An 18297-nucleotide genomic window follows, 5' to 3' on the forward strand; every position below is an offset into this window, starting at 1 on the left:
GTTTCGAAAGGAGCAGGTTTTTACCTGCTCCTTTTTTTTGTTTTGCGAGTGCCGATGATTTGTTATTGCTGATCGCAAACCAACCAATTGGTTGAACGTCCCTATAAACAGGTAATGACATGACACAGGCAAACGCTGGCGATTTAACACAAAAATATAAATCCGCGATGGCATTGCAAGGTAAGGGCGAAACCGAATCCGCCCTGTCAATTTACCGCGAAATTCTGGACCAAAACCCAAAAATCGCAGAGGTGCATTTTCAAGTTGGTCGCATCATGTTGGCCAGCTATCAATTCAGCGACGCCGTGAAATTTTTCCAAAACGCCGCACGCCTGAAACCCGCAGAACCCGCGATCTGGGATCAACTGACCACCGCCGCGGCACAGCTTGGCGATACCAAAACGTCGAATAACATTCTCAAGCTGTTGAAAACATCTGGCCTGCCCCCGCAGCATAAAAAAACATTCCGCACACGATTGGAAAACAAAGCCGCCAAATCAAAAATGATTGTGGGCGAGCATGAAAAACAGACCATCAATACATTGGTGTCCCTGATGAATCAGGGGCAATTCGCCAAAGCAGAACAAGTCGCCACACAGGCATTGGGCAAATATCCCAACACGGCCGTGTTCGCATTGATCGCCGCCACCGCACAGCATCGTTTGGGCAAACACGATCCCGCCGCGGCTCATTTCAAACGCGCCATCACATTGAACCCCAAATACGCCGAGGCATATAACGAATATGGCATCATGCTGTTGGAAACGGACAAAATAACGCCCGCTATCCAACAATTCCAAACCGCATTAAAATACGCGCCAAAAATGACTGGCGCATTGTTGAATTTGGGAACCGCATTGATCAAGGATAACCGCGCGCCCAACGCCATCGAATTTTTGCGTCGCGCCCAATCGCAGGATCCCCAGAACCCCCAAATCGCAACACGCCTTGGCATGGCACTTGGGATGAACACCGAACATGATGAATCGATAAAACAGTTGCGCCTTGCGATTGAAAATGGTGCCGATACTCCCGATATTTACGTCTATTTGGGAACGTCTTTGACCGAGCTTGGCCAAAACGAAGCCGCGCGCGATGCATATAATCACGCGCTGAAACTCGATCGTGATTTTGTGTTGGCGGAATTTCGTCTGGGTACATTGGAACAATTGTTGGGGAATTTCGAAACCGCAAACACACATATTAAGCGCGCAATGGAATTGGATCCTGACAACGCCGAATTTTGTCTTCGCTTTGCCACGGCCAATAAAATCGATCTGAACGATCCCATTTTAACCAAGCTTAAAAAAATCGCGGGCGACAAAAAGCAACCGCTTGATAATCGCCGCTCTGCATCATTTGCGATCACCAAAATTCTGGAAGACGCCAAAGAATACGAACAGGCATTTCCTTATCTAAAACAGGCGAATGATTTGAACCTGGAAGTGTATCCTTATGATGTGGCAGAACGCATAACCTATACATCCCAGCTCAAAGAGTTATTCAAAGATTTTTCCGTGGCCGATGCATCCAGGCATGGATACACAGACGCCGCACCAATTTTCGTGACCAGCATGCCGCGTTCAGGATCAACGCTTGTGGAACAAATCATCGCCAGCCACAGCCAAGTCACCGGCGTGGGCGAGGTCGGCCATGCGGTTACAACTGCACGCAGCCTAATTTTACGCGATGGTGGGAAATTCTATCCCGCCGATAAAATCACCCCTGATGAAATTCACGGAATGGGGGAATTCATCGCCACAAAATTGCAAGAACTTGCGGGCGATAATAACCGTGTCGCAGATAAATCGATCCAAACCTATACCATGATGGGATTGGTTCAGGCCGCGTTGCCAAAGGCCAAAATCGTCATTGTGAATCGCGATCCGCGCGATAATTTATTGTCAATCTATCGCAATAAATTCACCGACGGGACGCATTCATATGCCTATGACCTGCATGCGCTTGGTATCTATTACAATCAATATATCGATATCGTAAATTTCTGGCGTGAAAAAATGCCGAACCAATTTTACGAAATTCAATATGAAGACTTGATCGATAACCCAGAGGAAGAAACGCGCAAGCTGATTGATTTTTGCGGATTGGAATGGGAAGATTCATGCCTGAATTTTCACCAATCAAAGCGTGAAATAAAAACGCTCAGCGTTTATCAGGTTCGCCAACCCATCTACAAATCGTCGATGAAGGCATGGCAACGTTATGAGACCGAATTGAAACCTATGTTTGATGCCTTGAAGGAGGGCGGGAACTATCCTAGCTGACATTAAATCCCGTATCACCGACGCTGAAACCGCTGCAGGGCGCCCAAATGGTTCTGCGCAATTATTGGCCGTGTCCAAGGTGCAGCCCAATGAACGCGTTGCCGATGTGCTCGCGCAAGGGCATCGCCTGTTTGGCGAAAACAAGGTGCAAGAGGCGGCTGGAAAATGGCCCGCATTCCAAGAACACTACCCAGACGCATCCGTGCATTTGATAGGCCCCTTGCAAACCAACAAGGTAAAACAGGCCGTTGCATTATTTGATGCAATCCACACGGTTGATCGCGAAAAGCTTGCGAATAAATTGGCCGCTGAAATTCAATCCCAAGGTAAATCGCCCGAATTGTTTATTCAGGTTAACACTGGCGAAGAACCGCAAAAGGCGGGCGTGTTACCAGCCGATGCCGACACATTCATCGCCGCCTGCCGTGCACTTGATTTGCCGATCACTGGGTTGATGGTAATCCCCCCCGTCAACGAAGAACCATCATTGCATTTCGCATTGTTGCGTAAAATCGCAGAGCGCAATGGTTTGACCGGATTGTCCATGGGCATGAGCAGCGATTTTGAACGTGCGATTGCATTGGGTGCAACACATATCCGTGTGGGATCTGCGATCTTTGGTGAACGCGTTTACGCTTAATTAACTGCGGATAATCACGCGTGATTGTGGCGACCAGTTGGTAAAAATATCGATCAAATCGTCGGGCGCAAATGCAATGCACCCCTCGGTTGGAAACCGCGCGCGCCGCCATGCGTGGATGAAAATCGCACTACCCGCCCCCGCCACGGGATTGGGCCAATTATAATTCAACACGCCAAACGCATTATATAATCCATCGCTGCGGCGCAATTTTTCATGCGAAAATGGATAATCATATGACCGCACAGCCAAATTATAATGCGAATCTTTTGGATCATCCGACCAGCGATCAAACAGGCCAATCACATTCTGTTTCAACGCTGGTGTGGTAAAATCGCAACGATCGGCGCGATAGGCAATCTGGGCAATTTCAAAAACACCAACGGGTGTGATGCCATCACCCTCTCCCTGTTTTTCACCAATGCCACCACGACCAATTGCAACGGGTAATTTACGCCCACGAAACCGCGCACCCCATCGGGTAACAACCAGATCATGGAATCGTGCGTTCACAATATATGCCCACTTTTCTTGGCCTTGGTTGCCAGATATTTTTCATTCTCTGGCGTTAACCCAACCTTCAACGGTACACGTTCGGAAACCTTAATGCCCGTCGCATTCATCATATCCACCTTGGCCGGATTATTTGTCATGAGCCGTGCGGATGAAAACCCCAGGCTACGCAGAATTTCCGAGCCCAGCGTGAAATCACGTTCGTCATCCTCAAACCCCAAACGATGGTTTGCATCCACCGTATCAAACCCTTGATCTTGCAGGCTATAGGCGCGCATTTTGTTGGCCAGCCCAATGCCGCGTCCCTCTTGGTTAAGGTATAACAATATACCCGCACCCTCTGCCCCCATTTGGCGCAAGGCGGCATTCAACTGTGGTCCGCAATCACATTTTAAACTGCCAATTAAATCACCCGTGAAACAGGCGGAGTGAAGCCGCGATAACACTGGTTCGCTGCGCGATGGTTTGCCAACCTCAATCGCATAATGCTCTGTTCCGCCATCCTCTGGCCGAAATACGTGAACTTGGGAATCTTTGGATACCGCCAATGGGACGCGCGCAGAAGATACCAAATGCAACGGGCTACGTGTTTTTAACCCGGCCTCAATATCGCCCACTGAAATTTCCGCCAATTCACAGGCTGCGTCATCGCCCAATCGCACCATAACCGCCGCTGGTAACAATCGCGCTTGTTTGCACAATTCCAATACAACGCGTTGTGCGGATGAATCACCACCCGTCGCCATCGCAAATGGCCCCTTTAATGGATTGCTAAGATCATCGGCAGGATCGGCAACCGACTGCACCCATTTCAGCCCAACATCCGCTGGCACCGCGATACGCCCAACCGTGCCATCAGTCGCCCATGTTTTAAGCGTTCGCGCGCGCCTGTCGGTAATAACCAATTCCAAATCACCCAGCGCCTGCATCCCCGCAAAGCGTTCTGCCTGCAAGGTTTCCGCCGATGCTGCCAACCACCGTGCACCACCATCGCGCAGTACAAATCCCACGCCCATTCGCAAATCCGCGCGCAACCGCGCAATTTTTTCATCATTCGTGAGCGTTAGTGCCATCTGAACTGCCATTATGTTACAAAACCCTCTCTCCCTATATCCTGCACAGACAGAATATGAAACATTTCCCGTAATTTCGACACGAGCCTGTGAGCAATCGCCCGAATACCTTGTTCAATCCGTGAATAAAGCACACATATTGTTCAACAAAGGAGATTGAGATGAGCAATCTAAAGAAAATATTGATGGTGGATGACGATAATGATCTGCGCGAAGCACTCGCCGATCAACTGGTCCTAACCGAAGAATTTGACGTATTCGAAGCGGCCGACGGCACCTCGGGCCTCGAAAAGGCCAAAGAGGCGTTATACGACCTTGTGCTGCTTGATGTTGGCCTGCCCGACATGGACGGGCGCGAGCTGTGCCGCTTGATGCGCAAACAAGGCGTGAAATGTCCGATCGTTATGTTGACCGCACAAGATTCAGATGCCGATACAATTTACGGGCTTGATGCAGGTGCGAATGATTACATTTCCAAACCGTTCAAATTCCCTGTTCTGCTCGCACGTATTCGCGCCCAGTTGCGCCAGCACGAACAATCAGAAGACGCGGTTTTCACGCTTGGGCCATATACATTCAAACCCGCCTCCAAGATGTTGATTACAGAGGATGAAAAGAAAATTCGCCTGACCGAAAAAGAGACGAATATTTTAAAATTCCTGTACCGCGCTTCCGAAGGCGTCGTTCCACGCGAAGTATTGCTACACGAGGTATGGGGTTACAATGCGGGCGTTACCACGCACACATTGGAAACACATATATATCGTCTGCGCCAGAAAATCGAACCTGATCCCAGCAACGCACGTTTGTTGGTCACGGAATCAGGTGGCTATCGCTTGGCCGCATAAAACAACCAGTTCCTCCCAAGATTGGCCCGCCCTTTGTGGCGGGTCTTTCTGTTTGACCTTGAGCCTCTCGCTTGATCGGCTAAGCTACGCCAAAAGGAATCTATCATGGCCACAACTGTCTGCACTTGGAACATCAATTCTGTACGATTGCGCGAACCGATCGTACTAAAATTATTGCAAGAGCAACAACCTGATGTCCTGTGTTTACAAGAATGCAAAGCATTGGTTGAACTGATCCCAACCCAAAATTTCGCAGACCTTGGGTACAAATATATGGTTGCCCGCGGGCAAAAAGGATACAACGGCGTTGCGATCCTGTCGCGCATTCCAATGACAGACGCGGGCCACCGCCAATTTGTCGGCAAAAAGGACGCCCGCCATTGTGCTGCGACACTTGAAAACGGCATGACGATCCACAATTTTTATGTTCCCGCAGGTGGCGATATTCCTGATGTGGAAAAAAACGACAAGTTCGATCACAAACTGAAATTTCTCAATGAAATGCGTGATTGGTTTCACGACGATTCGCCAGAAAAATCTGTGCTCGTGGGTGATCTGAACATTGCCCCACGCGAAGATGACGTTTGGAATCACAAACAACTGTTGAAAATCGTTTCACACACCCCAATCGAATGTGAACATTTGGCACAGGTTCAAGATAGCGCAAATTGGGTCGATATCACCCGCCAAGATATTCCTGATGGCAATCTTTACAGCTGGTGGTCATACCGTGCCCGCGATTGGGATGCCGCAGACAAGGGGCGCCGTCTGGATCACGTCTGGGCAACCCCTGACATTTCCAATGCGGCACATTCATCGCGTGTTTATCGCGATGCACGTGGCTGGGAAAAACCATCGGATCACGCCCCCGTTTTTGCAACATTTGACCTATAACTCTCCAAATGTTCTAAATATCCACATCGCGCCTTTGACATGTCAAAGGCTCATCTAACGCCCCGAACGGGGCACATTTTGTTAACATAGCTTGAACGCAAATTCACCGCGGGTTACATCTTGTCTAACCCCGAGGAGACCACCAATGCTAAACCTTAGCACCCCACAACAAACCACCGATTTTATCAAAGACACCAGCGAAGAAACCTTTATGGCTGATGTCATCGAGGCCAGCAAAGAAACCCCCGTCATTGTCGATTTCTGGGCACCGTGGTGTGGCCCGTGCAAAACGCTGATCCCAGCGCTCGAAGCAGAGGTAAACGCCGCTGGCGGTAAGGTTAAAATGGTTAAGATCGACGTTGATCAAAACCAAATGCTCGCACAACAAATGCGCGTACAATCCATACCTGCTGTTTTTGCTTTCGTTGATGGGCAACCTGTTGATGGGTTTATGGGTGCGAAATCGGGTTCAGAAATCAAAGAGTTCGTTGCGAAAACAATCGCAGCGGGCGGCGAGGGCCCTGGGGATCTATCAGAGGCAATCACAGCCGCGAATGAAATGCTTGAACAAGGCGAAGTGACCGATGCCGCCGAAATTTTCGCCGCTGTGTTGGAGCAAGACGGCAAAAACGGCGAGGCATTTTCCGGCCTGATCCGTTCACAAATCGCCGCAGGTGATGCGGACGCCGCCCAAGAAATGCTTGATAATGCGCCTGCGGATTTGGCAAACCTGCCAGCCGTGCTCGCACTAAAAGCGCAGCTAGAACTGGCGCAAATGTCTAGTGACACAGGTGAAACCGCGGAGCTAGAATCTAAACTGGACGCAAACCCTGATGATCACCAATCACGCTTTGATCTTGCACTTGCACAATTGGGCGCGGACAACACACAAGGTGCGATTGATAATCTGCTAGAATTGTTCCGCCGTGATCGCGAATGGGACGACGCCGCCGCAAAAACACAGCTTTTCAAAATTTTCGACAGCCTTGGGCCAGAGGATGAATTGGCACAGAACGGGCGAAGGAAACTTTCATCCATGATTTTTGCGTAAATAGGTGGACGGGCGATGATAAAGATACATTCTTTGGCTGACCTGCCCGAAACCATTCCTGTGTTTCCCTTGCCAGGCGCGCTGTTATTACCACGCGCACGCCTGCCACTGAATATTTTTGAACCGCGCTACCTTGCGATGTTGGATGATGTTTTGAAAACAGATCATCGTCTGATCGGCATGGTACAACCGCGCGAGGTCCCCCAAGACATGGGGAACCCCCCGTTGCATCAAATCGGTTGTGCAGGGCGCGTTTCCAGTTTTTCGGAAACCGAAGATGGGCGCTATATGATCACGCTATCGGGTGTAAGTCGCTTTCGTATCGTCGCGCAAAATGCTGGTTTTACTCCATATTTACGCGCAGATGTTGAATGGGCGTGTTTCGAAGAAGACCTTGGCCCGTGCATAAAAGACACCGCTTTCGATCGACCAAAGTTTCTAAAACTGTTGCGTAAATATTTCAGCGCATCCGAATTATCAGGCGATTGGGATACATTAAAAGACGCTGACGAAGAGCTTTTGATCAATTCACTTTCCATGCTCTGCCCGTTTACCGCAGAGGAAAAACAAGCATTGTTGGAAACGCCCAGCTTGCAAACACGGCGCGAAACGCTAGTGACGTTAATGGAATTTGCACTGCGCCCATCAGATGATCCCGTTAGGAAAATCCAATGACCGACGCAAAAACAGATGGCCCCATGTTAGAGGCATTGATTTGCCCTGTCACAGGCGGACGGCTTGATTATGACATGGAAAAACAAGAGCTGGTTTCCAAACGTGCCAAATGCGCGTTTCCAATTCGCAATGGTGTCCCCGTTTTATTGGTGGATGAAGCGCGCAAGCTCGATTAAATCTGACGCCCTTGCATCAATTTAGGCAGAGTTCCAGATAAACCCGCCGCGTGGCGCATAAATCCACGGCGTGTATTTGGCATCGCGTTCACCGCACCCAACCCTAGATCACGAATGGTGCGTAAGATACTATTATCATTTGAAAAAATGCGATTAATGGAATCGGTTGCAACCGCCATACCCGCCGCATCAAATCGCCGCCAAGACTGATAGCGCTGTAAAACATTCAACGCACCAATGTCTTCGCCGCGCCGCATTGCATCTGCCAGCGTTTCTGTCAGCGCGGCAACATCGCGCAGCCCCAAATTCAACCCTTGTCCTGCCAATGGATGAATACCGTGCGCAGCATCACCAACCAGTGCCAAACGTGGCGCTACAAATTGTTGCGCCAACGACAGGCCAAGTGGATACATAAACCGATCACCTGCAAGTTTAAGTTCACCCAGAAAATCACCAAACACGGGGTGCAAACAATCCAGGTATTCCGTCTCGCTCATTTTTGAAATTTCGCCCGCGCGTTTTTTTTGTTCGGTCCAAACAATGGATGATCGATTCCCCGTCAGCGGCAAAATCGCCAACGGCCCTGCAGGTGTGAAAAATTGATGGGCAACACCGTTATGTGGCAATTCATGTTCAATCGCACAAACCAATGACGCCTGATCATAATCCCAACCTGTGCGTTTAATCCCCGCACGTGTGGCAACACCAGAACGCCGCCCATCGCTCCCGATCAAAAGCTGTGTTTCGATCTGGCGTCCATCGTGCAAACCAACACTGATTGCGCCCCCATGGAGGGTTTGATCAATAACCTTGGTTTCAGGCAAATAGGTTATGTTTTTATGTGCTGAAATTTGATCCATCAACACATTGCGCAAATAACGGTCTTCTAACAAATGCCCCATCGGGCCTTCGTCCAGCTCACGATGGTCAAAATGCAGGAAATAGGGCGACGCGCCATCACCTGCACGGCCATCGCTCACCTTTATATCCAAAATTGGCTGGGCATTTTGCGAAACCGAATCCCACAAATCCAATGCGCGCAACATACGAACAGTTGTCAGCGCCAACGCATAGGCACGGCCATCAAAATTCGCGGCCTTTTGCGTGTTCATTTGGGATTGATCCACCAGAATCACCTGCAATCCAACTTGTGCGCAGGCCAATGCCAATGCACAGCCATTCAATCCGCCGCCAACAATTGTGATATTTGTGTTCATGCCCATAAACACAGCATATGACGGTTTGAAAGTGATTGTCCAAGAGGCAAAGCGCCGCTAGTCTTTTTTCATGAACAAAAATTGGCTTACAGCAACCGCAAGCGATTTGGGACGTGGCATTGAAACAGGTGAAATCGATCCTGTCGCGTTAACCCAAACTTATTTAGATGCAATTGATCAACATCAATTTCGTGATCGAATCTATGCGAGCGTCACCCATGAGCGCGCACTGTCAGAGGCAAAGGCCGCAGCAATGCGCGCCAAGGATAACAAACGGCAAAGCTTGCTGGATGGTGTCCCCATTTCCTGGAAGGATCTGTTTGATACCGCTGGAATCAAAACCGAGGCCGGCACCGATCTGCTAAAAAACCGCGTGCCATCCACGGATGCGTTGGTTTTGCAACATGCCACGAACGCGGGGGCGGTCTGTTTGGGGAAAACCCATATGTCCGAATTGGCGTTTTCGGGATTGGGACTAAACCCCGTCACACAGACCCCGCCAAATGTGAATGATTATGACGCAATACCAGGTGGTTCATCTTCGGGGGCGGCGACATCTGTTGCATTTGGCCTTGCGGCCGCTGGTATTGGTTCCGACACAGGGGGATCTGTGCGCATCCCATCGGCATGGAATGATTTGGTAGGGTTGAAGACAACGTCAGGCGATTTGTCATTGGATGGCGTTGTGCCGCTGTGCAAAAAATTTGATACGGTTGGCCCATTGACGCGAAGCGTTGAAGACGCTGCACAGCTTTATGCCATTATGAAAAATGTGCCTGTCTGTGATTTATCACCGATGGAATTGAAGGGGTGCAAATTTGCGATCCACAGTAACATCGCATTCGATGACATTGAAATAAAACCAGAAAACGCATTTGGAGACGTTGTTGAAATTTTAAAATCAAATGGCGCACAGGTAACGTGCACATCATTTGATGGCGTTGAACAGGCGATGGATTTGGCTGGGTGTCTATTCACATACGAAGCATATGCCCAATGGGGCGATGTGATCGAAGACAACCCCGGTTTAATGTACCAAGAAATTTTGTACCGGTTCCGTCAGGGCAAAAATTTTAGCAAAGCACAATATGATGATGGATGGTCAACATTGCTAAAACTTCGCCGTAGCTTTGATGCTCAATCATCTGAATTTGAAGGATTATTAGCACCAACTGCACCCATAACGCCGCCCAATCTTCAACGATTGGAAACAGATTCAGATTATTTTGTGCGCTCCAATTTATTGGCGTTGCGCAATACGCGTATTGGCAATCTCATGGGTTCATGCGCGCTTACCCTACCCACAAAAACGCCATCATGTGGTGTCATGTTAATGGGCAGACCATTCAGCGAACAGTCCCTTTTACGTGTTGGCAGCACCATAGAAGCAATCATTTAACGCCCTGCGATCCAACAAAATCGCAACAAATGTCAGAATTCTGGCAATATTTGCTTTTGTGGCACGCCGTTTGCACGTATAAATTACGACAAAATGGGGCAAAAGACCCCTGCACATGAGGCACATATGGATTTTCCGCAGCGGTTTTCGAACCTGCCAGAATACGCATTTCCGCGTCTACGTTCACTGTTGGATCACCACCCAGCGGGCGGTGATGTCGTGCATATGACAATCGGTGAACCAAAACATCCGATGCCAAGCTTTGTTTCCGAGATATTGACCCAGCACGTTCATGAATTTGCAAAATACCCACCAAACGATGGTGCGCCTGAATTGTTGGCGGCGATTGCGGCTTGGGTTGGTAAACGATACGGGGTTAATGTGGACGCTGAAAAACAAATACTTACCCTGAATGGAACGCGCGAAGGTTTGTTTAACGCAGGCCTTTCGCTCTGCCCCGAAAACAAATCAGGTAAGAAGTGTAACATATTGATACCAAACCCATTTTATCAAGTTTACGCCGTGTCCACTGCTGCGGCTGGTGCAAATCCAGTGTTTGTTCCTGCCCTTGCAGAAAACGAATATTTACCAGATTACACATCGTTGCCGACATCCGTATTGGATGACACCGCGATCTGTTTCATCTGTTCGCCATCCAACCCACAAGGTGCGATTGCCAGTGCCGATTATTGGCGTGATCTGATTGGTTTGGCCGAAAAACATGATTTCAAGATTTTCGCCGATGAATGTTATTCCGAGATTTACCGCGATACACCACCCGTCGGCGCCTTGGAAATGGCCGATAAATTGGGTGCTGATCCTGAACGGGTCGTGATATTTCATTCGTTATCGAAACGATCCAATTTGCCAGGCTTGCGATCAGGATTTGCCGCTGGTGGCCCGAAAACTATTGCAGAAATGAAACGGTTGCGCGCCTATGCGGGTGCACCATTGCCGTTGCCATTGCAGCGCGTTGCAACCGCAGCATGGCAGGACGAAAAACATGTGCAGGAAAATCGTGCGCTTTATGTTAAGAAATATGATGTTGCTGATCAAATTTTTGCCACAACGCCCAATTATAAGAAACCAAGCGCAGGATTCTTTTTGTGGTTGCCGGTTGATGACGGCGAAACGGCTGCATTGAAATTATGGCAAGAAACAGGAGTTCGGGTATTACCGGGCGCCTATCTTAGCCGAAAAGTATCGGGGCCAGATGCGGGCACGGGATATATCCGTGTCGCCATGGTTGCCCCAATTGATGAAATGCAAAATGGTTTGCACGCCATCAAAGATTGTTTGTACTGAGGTAACAAAATGGCATACCAAACACGCACACGCGACCCATTGTTAGAAAGCCATATGCAAGCTGCCATACGTAAACGTACGGCGGAATTGGTTGGGTTTATGTTGTTGGGGATCGCGGGGATTTTCGCGATCGCGCTGTTCACGTATTCACCAAATGATCCCAATTTTTTCAACGCACCTTCGGGACCAATTGAAAATCAGCTTGGCTCATTTGGCGCAACAATCTCGGCGCATCTGATTTTTGTTATCGGTTGGGCAAGCTGGTGCATACCATTGTCACTGATCGCATGGGGGCTTCGCCTAATACTACATGCTGGTGAACAGCGTTGGTTATGGCGCTCGATACTGATTCCGATTTTCATCACGATCACGGCTGTATTTTTGGCGACACATGCACCCGCGTCAGGCTGGGCACATACATGGTCGATGGGTGGTGTTGCGGGTGATGCAATTTTGGAATTGCTGATCGATTTTAATCCACTGTCGATTGCCGCATGGATTCGCGTTTTGTCATTAACCTTGGGTGGATTGACCATTTGGTCTGGGTTATTCGCGCTTGGCTTTTCTTGGGCCGAGGTGAAACGCATTTTGAAATATTCATGGCTCGCGGTTGTTTTGACATATTCTGGAATATTGACGTTTTTCATGCGTCTTTTCCAATTCGGCAACAAAACCGCTGCGGGCGCCAAGGCAAAAATGGAAGAACGTCGTATCAAAAAAGACGGCATGCCCGTGATCGAAACAAAGGGGCGTATTCCAGAAGAGCCAAAATCGCGCAAACAAATGGGGCGCAAAACATTGTTCCCAACATTGCCAGTATTTGGTTCGCGCAAAGAAGAACACCTGCCCGTTGCACCCCAAGACGAAATGTTAACCCATGACAAACAGGTCGATGCGGATGCGACCCGCGTGCAAAAACGCATCGCAGAGGTTATTCGCAAACGCGAAGAACCACCATTGACGGAACAGGCGGCGCCAGAACAGCCCTTGGATAAAATTTCTGCCGCTGTTGCACGTGCAAACCAGCGTCGTGAACCCGCATTTCGGGGCCCATCCGTAAGCGCACAACGCACGCAACCCACCGCGCCGAAACCAGATGTAAACAACGTGTTTGAATCCGACACCGCCGTTTTGGAAAACCCATCTGAAAATGATGCAGTGTTTGAATCAGCCCCGCGTGTTCCCGTTGATCTGGGACGGCCAAAGTCCGTTGTGCAAAATGCACCCAAAAAACCTGTGGCACAGAGCAAACAGGCCAAGGCAGAAGCACAGCCAAACCTGTTCTCCAATCCACCCGCGACGGATTTTGAAACGCCTGCGTTGAACCTGTTAACCAGCGCATCAAATGTTGTGCGCGAACAGCTCAGCAACGAAGCGTTAGAAGAAAACGCACGCATGTTGGAAAACGTATTGGATGATTACGGTGTCAAAGGCGAAATCGTTTCGGTTCGCCCTGGTCCCGTTGTGACCATGTACGAATTGGAACCTGCACCCGGTTTGAAGGCAAGCCGCGTGATTGGCCTGTCTGATGATATCGCGCGATCAATGTCCGCCCTTGCAGCACGTGTTTCAACCGTTCCAGGGCGCACGGTGATTGGTATTGAATTGCCCAACGAAAAACGTGAAACCGTATTTCTGCGCGAAATCCTATCAGCGCGTGGATATGGCGATGGCAAACACAACCTACCGCTTGCGCTTGGCAAAGATATCGGAGGGCGTGCTGAAATTGCCGATCTGGCAAAAATGCCCCACCTGTTGATCGCAGGTACCACCGGCTCTGGTAAGTCAGTTGCGATTAACACGATGATCTTGTCCTTGCTGTATAAACTTAGCCCCGAAGAATGCCGCATGATCATGATCGATCCCAAAATGCTGGAACTCAGTGTCTATGATGGTATCCCGCATTTGTTGTCCCCTGTTGTCACCGATCCGAAAAAAGCAGTTGTTGCCCTGAAATGGGTGGTTGGCGAAATGGAAGAGCGGTATCGTAAAATGTCCAAAATGGGCGTACGCAATATCAACGGATATAATGGCCGCGTCGAAGAGGCATTGGCCAAAGGTGAAAATTTTGAACGCACCGTGCAAACAGGATTTGCAGAGGACACGGGCGAACCGATTTTTGAAACCGAAACAATTACGCCAGAAAAATTGCCGTTCATTGTTGTGATCGTGGATGAGATGGCCGATTTGATGATGGTTGCCGGCAAAGAGATCGAGGCCTGTATTCAGCGTCTTGCACAGATGGCGCGTGCATCCGGCATCCATTTGGTAATGGCAACACAACGCCCGTCAGTGGACGTGATTACAGGAACAATTAAGGCCAACTTCCCCACACGGATTTCATTCCAAGTGACATCAAAAATCGACAGCCGTACGATTTTAGGTGAAATGGGCGCGGAACAACTATTGGGCATGGGTGACATGTTATACATGGCAGGTGGTGGTAAGATCACCCGTATTCACGCCCCATTTGTATCTGACGAAGAAGTCGAAGTCGTGGTGAACCATCTGAAAATGCAAGGCGCACCCGAATATGTATCGGGCGTTGTTCAAGGCCCCGCCGCCGACAAAGATGGCACCAGCATTGACGAAGTTTTGGGACTCGGTGGCAACACAGACAAAGAAAACGCCCAATATGACGAGGCCGTGCAAATCGTGGCACGCGATCGCAAATGTTCCACATCATACATCCAGCGCAAATTATCCATTGGATATAACAAGGCGGCAAAACTGGTCGAAGAAATGGAAGAAAATGGCGTGGTGTCCCCCGCCAACCACGTTGGCAAACGTGAAATCTTATTGCCCGAACATTAATCAATCGCGCGGTTTTCGGCAGAACATCGCCATCACCGCGCGCTAACTTGTTTGTGAACCGCTATTCTCTTTTATTTGCCCTCCCCTCTTCTTATGTTCAGGTCATGAAACGTAGAATCTTTTTGGCCTGCGCTTTGGCCGCCTCAGTCGCGATTGGCACAGCACCTGCATCCGCAGAACAGTTGTCGTTGAACGCTATTTCCAGCTATCTAAACGACCTGTCCAAGGCCAAAGGGCAATTCACGCAAGTGAACCCAGACGGAAGCCTGTCCAAGGGTACGTTCTACCTTAAGCGTCCAGGCAAGATGCGTTTTGAATACGATGCACCAAACCCATCACTGGTTGTGGCGGGATCTGGCGTTGTTGCGATTTACGATAAAAAATCCAATACTGGCCCACAAGAATTCCCGCTGTCCAAAACACCGCTTAGCATCATTTTGGCAAAACAAGTGAACCTAAGCGCAAGTGGAATGGTGTCAAAGCACCGCTCTGACGGTGTATCCACCAAGGTTACGGCACATGACCCCAAACGCCCTGAAATTGGCAACATTCAAATGGTGTTCACAGACAGCCCAACCGAGCTTCGCCAGTGGGTTGTCACCGATCAATCTGGCAAAAAGACAACGGTAATTTTGGGCAAGCTCGATGAAAACGTGAACCTACCGCTGAGCCTGTTTAACGTTCACGACATCACCGAAAAATTAAAACGGAAACGTTGATCGCTTATCGGCAATAAGCCAATTGTGATTGATACATGATCGCGCGTTCTTGCACGCTGCGCGCCACGGGTGGCAACCATGATTTGCGCAGATAGCTTTGCTTGGCGTATCCGCTGTGCCCATCGTGATAGGCCAGATATTGGTTATACGCATCATGTTTTGAAACACCGTTACGTTTCTGGGTTTCATTCATATACCACCCCATGAAATCTACGGCGTCTGTAAATTTATCGCGTTTGGCACGCGGGCGATTTTGTGATTTACGATACCAATCCCACGTGCTGTCGATCGCTTGCGAATACCCATATGCCGATGATTGACGCCCCAACGGCACCACGCCTGCGGCAAAGCGCAATGGTGTGCGCGCCTTACCCTCGAATTTTGATTCTTGGTAAATGGTTGCCATCATCACGGGAACGGGAACACCCCATTTACGTTGCACGGCCGACATATCATTAAACCACGCTTTGCGCTCTTTTTTCATTGCGCATGCGTTATCCAAATTGCGTGGTGCATCTGTTTTGCGGCCCTTGGAACAGGAAACCAAACTCAGCGCGATAAGCGCGATCAATAAATATCTCATACTGCCCTCTTCCCAGTCTAACGCTGGTGTTTCTCATAAGATAAGGCAATTCGTTCAAATTTCAAAGCCAAAAACAGATCACGCCATCAAAAACCCTAGGATCAAGGGTAAGATCGCTATGCTCAGCAAGGTAGATGCAACCACCAACCCGGCAACCTCATCCGCATCAGCACCATATTTTTGCGCCAATAAATACGATGTCACCGCCACGGGCGTTGCGATTTGAACGACAAGCACTGCGAATGCAACAGGGCCAAGTTCGAACCAAAGCCCGACGACAACGGCGACACCAATACAAATCGCATATTTCACAAGCGAAAGAACGAATGCCCTCCCCAATGTTGGTGCGCGCAACCGTGCCAAGGCGACACCCAACGTAATCAACATAATCGGGATCGCGATTTGTCCAACCAAGTTAATGCTGTTGGTCAACCATTCTGGCGTACGCCAGCCCATCACCATAAAAATCGCGCCCAGAACCGTTGCCCAAACCAGCGGTTCTTTGATCGCCTTTAACGGTGAACCGCCGCCGGATACCATCCAAACCCCAACAGAAAAAGAATACACAGCCATCACCGCAAAAATAATCACCGCGTGACCCAAACCTTCTTCGCCAAATGCAAACAATGCAAGTGGCAAACCCAGATTACCCGTATTGCCAAAAATCAATGGCGCCAGAAAACTTCGCATTTCCAATTTCAACAGCTTTATCATTACATAAAACACAACCGTGACCGCGGCATATGCCACAACACTTGCCAGAAATGTGGATTTCAACGCTATCGGGTCAACTTCTGATTCCATCAATGCAACAAAAATCAAACATGGCACCGATAATGTCATCGCCAATGTCGTTACAAATTCAATGCGATATTCGTACCCTGCTTTGATCCAAGCAAACCCAATCGCCGCGAGCAAAAACACAGGGGCAACAACCTGTGCAACCGTTCCAATAATGTCCACAATATTTTCCTTCTGTTGAAATACACTTCCAACATCTGTGGACAGCTTGTCAACGAAGGCGTAATACTGGCCTGCAAAAAACGAGTCGGTGTTATGTTACAAGCAACAGCAAAATTTTCTATCGGTCAGGTCGTCCGCCATCGCAAACATCCGTTTCGCGGGGTGATCTTTGATATCGATCCGACATTTTCAAACACTGACGAATGGTGGGAAAGCATCCCAGAGGATCATCGCCCATCCAAAGATCAGCCTTTTTATCATCTGCTCGCGGAAAACGATTCCAGTTACTATGTCGCCTATGTGTCCGAACAAAACTTACTTGTCGATGGCACTGGTGAACCCGTGGAACACCCAGAAGTCACCGCAATGTTCGGCGAATTGTCTGACGGGAAATATTCTATTGCCGCACAATTGAATTAATCCACAAGCAATGCTCAAAATTTAGCCTATTTTTGTACGCTGTCATTTTTGTGTTAACAGAATCACACAATTCTCCTGTAAGTTGTACTTGTGATTCAGAACCTTGGGAGGCTTGCCATGAATATCAAAGACATTGAAAAGACCATCCAAATTGCGATGCGTCAAAACAAATCCGCCGCAGAAATGTCGCGAGATATATACAATATGCTGGACAATGAACTGAAAATCGCGAAATGCGCAAGCAATGGTAATCTGTCCGTTGCAATCGCGCGCAAACAATTTCTGTTGCACACTGAAAACGCCTAATCGCGACCGACGCCTGACAAAAGCATTGCCAATTGGCAATGCACAGGCCACACTGAAACTATGAATAAACATGTTTCCACGATTGGGGGCATTGGCCCTACATCCAGTGACGCTGTGCATTTTCACAGAACCGAGCTGGGGTCAATCATGTCGCTCTATGGACGAATGGTGGCAGCAGGCGAATGGCGCGATTATGGCATTTCTCCACTCAAAGACGTCGCCATTTTTTCGATATTCCGTCGCGCCGCAGAACACCCAATTTATCGTATTGAAAAACGCCCCAAACTGCGTCGCGCACAGGGCGAATATGCTGTCATCGGAATGGATGGGCGGATATTAAAACGCGGTCATGATTTGGCGTCTGTCCTACGTGTATTGGAACGAAAACTGATCCGTATTGTGGACTAACCCCCACT

At 49.1% G+C, this 18297-nt stretch carries 19 protein-coding genes; 14 read left to right on the forward strand and 5 right to left on the reverse strand.

Going from position 1 to position 18297, the window contains the following annotated elements; all coding sequences use genetic code 11:
* Positions 1-119 precede the first annotated feature (119 nt).
* Positions 120-2285, forward strand: coding sequence for a tetratricopeptide repeat-containing sulfotransferase family protein (locus IE094_RS05045; protein WP_189639499.1), 2166 nt, complete (start codon positions 120-122; stop codon positions 2283-2285).
* The gene (locus IE094_RS05050; protein WP_189639807.1) at positions 2275-2925 is read left to right on the forward strand and encodes a YggS family pyridoxal phosphate-dependent enzyme; all 651 of its coding nucleotides are present in this window, start codon (positions 2275-2277) and stop codon (positions 2923-2925) included. Before IE094_RS05045 ends, IE094_RS05050 begins: the two co-directional genes overlap by 11 nt.
* Here the strand turns inward: IE094_RS05050 and IE094_RS05055 are convergent, their stop codons facing one another.
* Together IE094_RS05055 and ribA are read right to left on the reverse strand one after the other, a co-directional pair.
* The gene (locus tag IE094_RS05055) at positions 2926-3438 is read right to left on the reverse strand and encodes a L,D-transpeptidase family protein (protein ID WP_189639500.1); all 513 of its coding nucleotides are present in this window, start codon (positions 3436-3438) and stop codon (positions 2926-2928) included.
* On the reverse strand, positions 3435-4511 hold the full coding sequence (gene ribA / locus IE094_RS05060) for a GTP cyclohydrolase II (protein WP_189639501.1): 1077 nt from the start codon (positions 4509-4511) through the stop codon (positions 3435-3437). The genes IE094_RS05055 and ribA overlap by 4 nt, the downstream gene beginning before the upstream one ends.
* 161 nt (positions 4512-4672) lie before the next feature.
* On the opposite strand from ribA, the gene IE094_RS05065 reads away from it, so the two are divergent.
* The 5 genes from IE094_RS05065 to IE094_RS05085 all read left to right on the forward strand — a co-directional run bounded on the left by IE094_RS05065 (position 4673) and on the right by IE094_RS05085 (position 8155).
* The gene (locus IE094_RS05065; RefSeq protein ID WP_189639502.1) at positions 4673-5359 is read left to right on the forward strand and encodes a response regulator transcription factor; all 687 of its coding nucleotides are present in this window, start codon (positions 4673-4675) and stop codon (positions 5357-5359) included.
* Positions 5360-5464: 105 nt separating this feature from the next.
* The gene (locus tag IE094_RS05070) at positions 5465-6253 is read left to right on the forward strand and encodes an exodeoxyribonuclease III (RefSeq protein WP_189639503.1); all 789 of its coding nucleotides are present in this window, start codon (positions 5465-5467) and stop codon (positions 6251-6253) included.
* A 145-nt stretch (positions 6254-6398) separates the two neighbouring features.
* A complete protein-coding gene (locus tag IE094_RS05075) occupies positions 6399-7304 on the forward strand; it encodes a thioredoxin family protein (protein ID WP_189639504.1) in 906 nt (301 codons plus the stop codon).
* Between the two features lie 15 nt (positions 7305-7319).
* Complete coding sequence (locus IE094_RS05080) at positions 7320-7979, forward strand: LON peptidase substrate-binding domain-containing protein (RefSeq protein ID WP_189639505.1); 660 nt, start codon at positions 7320-7322, stop codon at positions 7977-7979.
* Complete coding sequence (locus IE094_RS05085) at positions 7976-8155, forward strand: Trm112 family protein (protein WP_189639506.1); 180 nt, start codon at positions 7976-7978, stop codon at positions 8153-8155. Before IE094_RS05080 ends, IE094_RS05085 begins: the two co-directional genes overlap by 4 nt.
* Here the strand turns inward: IE094_RS05085 and IE094_RS05090 are convergent.
* The gene (locus tag IE094_RS05090; protein ID WP_189639507.1) at positions 8152-9378 is read right to left on the reverse strand and encodes an FAD-dependent monooxygenase; all 1227 of its coding nucleotides are present in this window, start codon (positions 9376-9378) and stop codon (positions 8152-8154) included. The two genes, IE094_RS05085 and IE094_RS05090, sit on opposite strands and share 4 nt — an antisense overlap.
* Before the next feature lie 64 nt (positions 9379-9442).
* Between IE094_RS05090 and IE094_RS05095 the strand changes: the two genes are divergently transcribed.
* The 4 genes from IE094_RS05095 to IE094_RS05110 all read left to right on the forward strand — a co-directional run bounded on the left by IE094_RS05095 (position 9443) and on the right by IE094_RS05110 (position 15609).
* Positions 9443-10771, forward strand: a complete 1329-nt coding sequence (locus IE094_RS05095) for an amidase (protein ID WP_189639508.1) — start codon at positions 9443-9445, stop codon at positions 10769-10771.
* 126 nt (positions 10772-10897) lie between these two features.
* The gene (locus tag IE094_RS05100; protein WP_189639509.1) at positions 10898-12076 is read left to right on the forward strand and encodes an aminotransferase class I/II-fold pyridoxal phosphate-dependent enzyme; all 1179 of its coding nucleotides are present in this window, start codon (positions 10898-10900) and stop codon (positions 12074-12076) included.
* 9 nt (positions 12077-12085) lie between these two features.
* Positions 12086-14890: a DNA translocase FtsK gene (locus IE094_RS05105; RefSeq protein WP_189639510.1), complete on the forward strand. Its 2805-nt coding sequence runs from the start codon at positions 12086-12088 to the stop codon at positions 14888-14890.
* Between the two features lie 104 nt (positions 14891-14994).
* On the forward strand, positions 14995-15609 hold the full coding sequence (locus tag IE094_RS05110) for a LolA family protein (protein ID WP_189639511.1): 615 nt from the start codon (positions 14995-14997) through the stop codon (positions 15607-15609).
* 4 nt (positions 15610-15613) lie between these two features.
* Here the strand turns inward: IE094_RS05110 and IE094_RS05115 are convergent, their stop codons facing one another.
* Positions 15614-16192, reverse strand: a complete 579-nt coding sequence (locus IE094_RS05115; protein WP_189639512.1) for a transglycosylase SLT domain-containing protein — start codon at positions 16190-16192, stop codon at positions 15614-15616.
* A gap of 78 nt (positions 16193-16270) precedes the next feature.
* On the reverse strand, positions 16271-17155 hold the full coding sequence (locus IE094_RS05120; RefSeq protein WP_189639513.1) for an AEC family transporter: 885 nt from the start codon (positions 17153-17155) through the stop codon (positions 16271-16273).
* A 93-nt stretch (positions 17156-17248) separates the two neighbouring features.
* On the opposite strand from IE094_RS05120, the gene hspQ reads away from it, so the two are divergent.
* The 3 genes from hspQ (at position 17249) to IE094_RS05135 (ending at position 18289) form a co-directional block, all read left to right on the forward strand.
* Entirely contained in the window at positions 17249-17575 is a 327-nt protein-coding gene (hspQ, locus tag IE094_RS05125; RefSeq protein ID WP_189639514.1) for a heat shock protein HspQ, read from the forward strand.
* Between the two features lie 117 nt (positions 17576-17692).
* On the forward strand, positions 17693-17881 hold the full coding sequence (locus IE094_RS05130; RefSeq protein WP_189639515.1) for a hypothetical protein: 189 nt from the start codon (positions 17693-17695) through the stop codon (positions 17879-17881).
* 60 nt (positions 17882-17941) lie between these two features.
* On the forward strand, positions 17942-18289 hold the full coding sequence (locus IE094_RS05135) for a DUF2794 domain-containing protein (protein WP_189639516.1): 348 nt from the start codon (positions 17942-17944) through the stop codon (positions 18287-18289).
* The last annotated feature ends 8 nt before the right edge of the window (positions 18290-18297 follow it).

Origin of the sequence: Paramylibacter ulvae, from assembly GCF_014652655.1 — a bacterium.
In the GTDB taxonomy this organism is placed as follows: Bacteria; Pseudomonadota; Alphaproteobacteria; order Rhodobacterales; family Rhodobacteraceae; genus Amylibacter; species Amylibacter ulvae.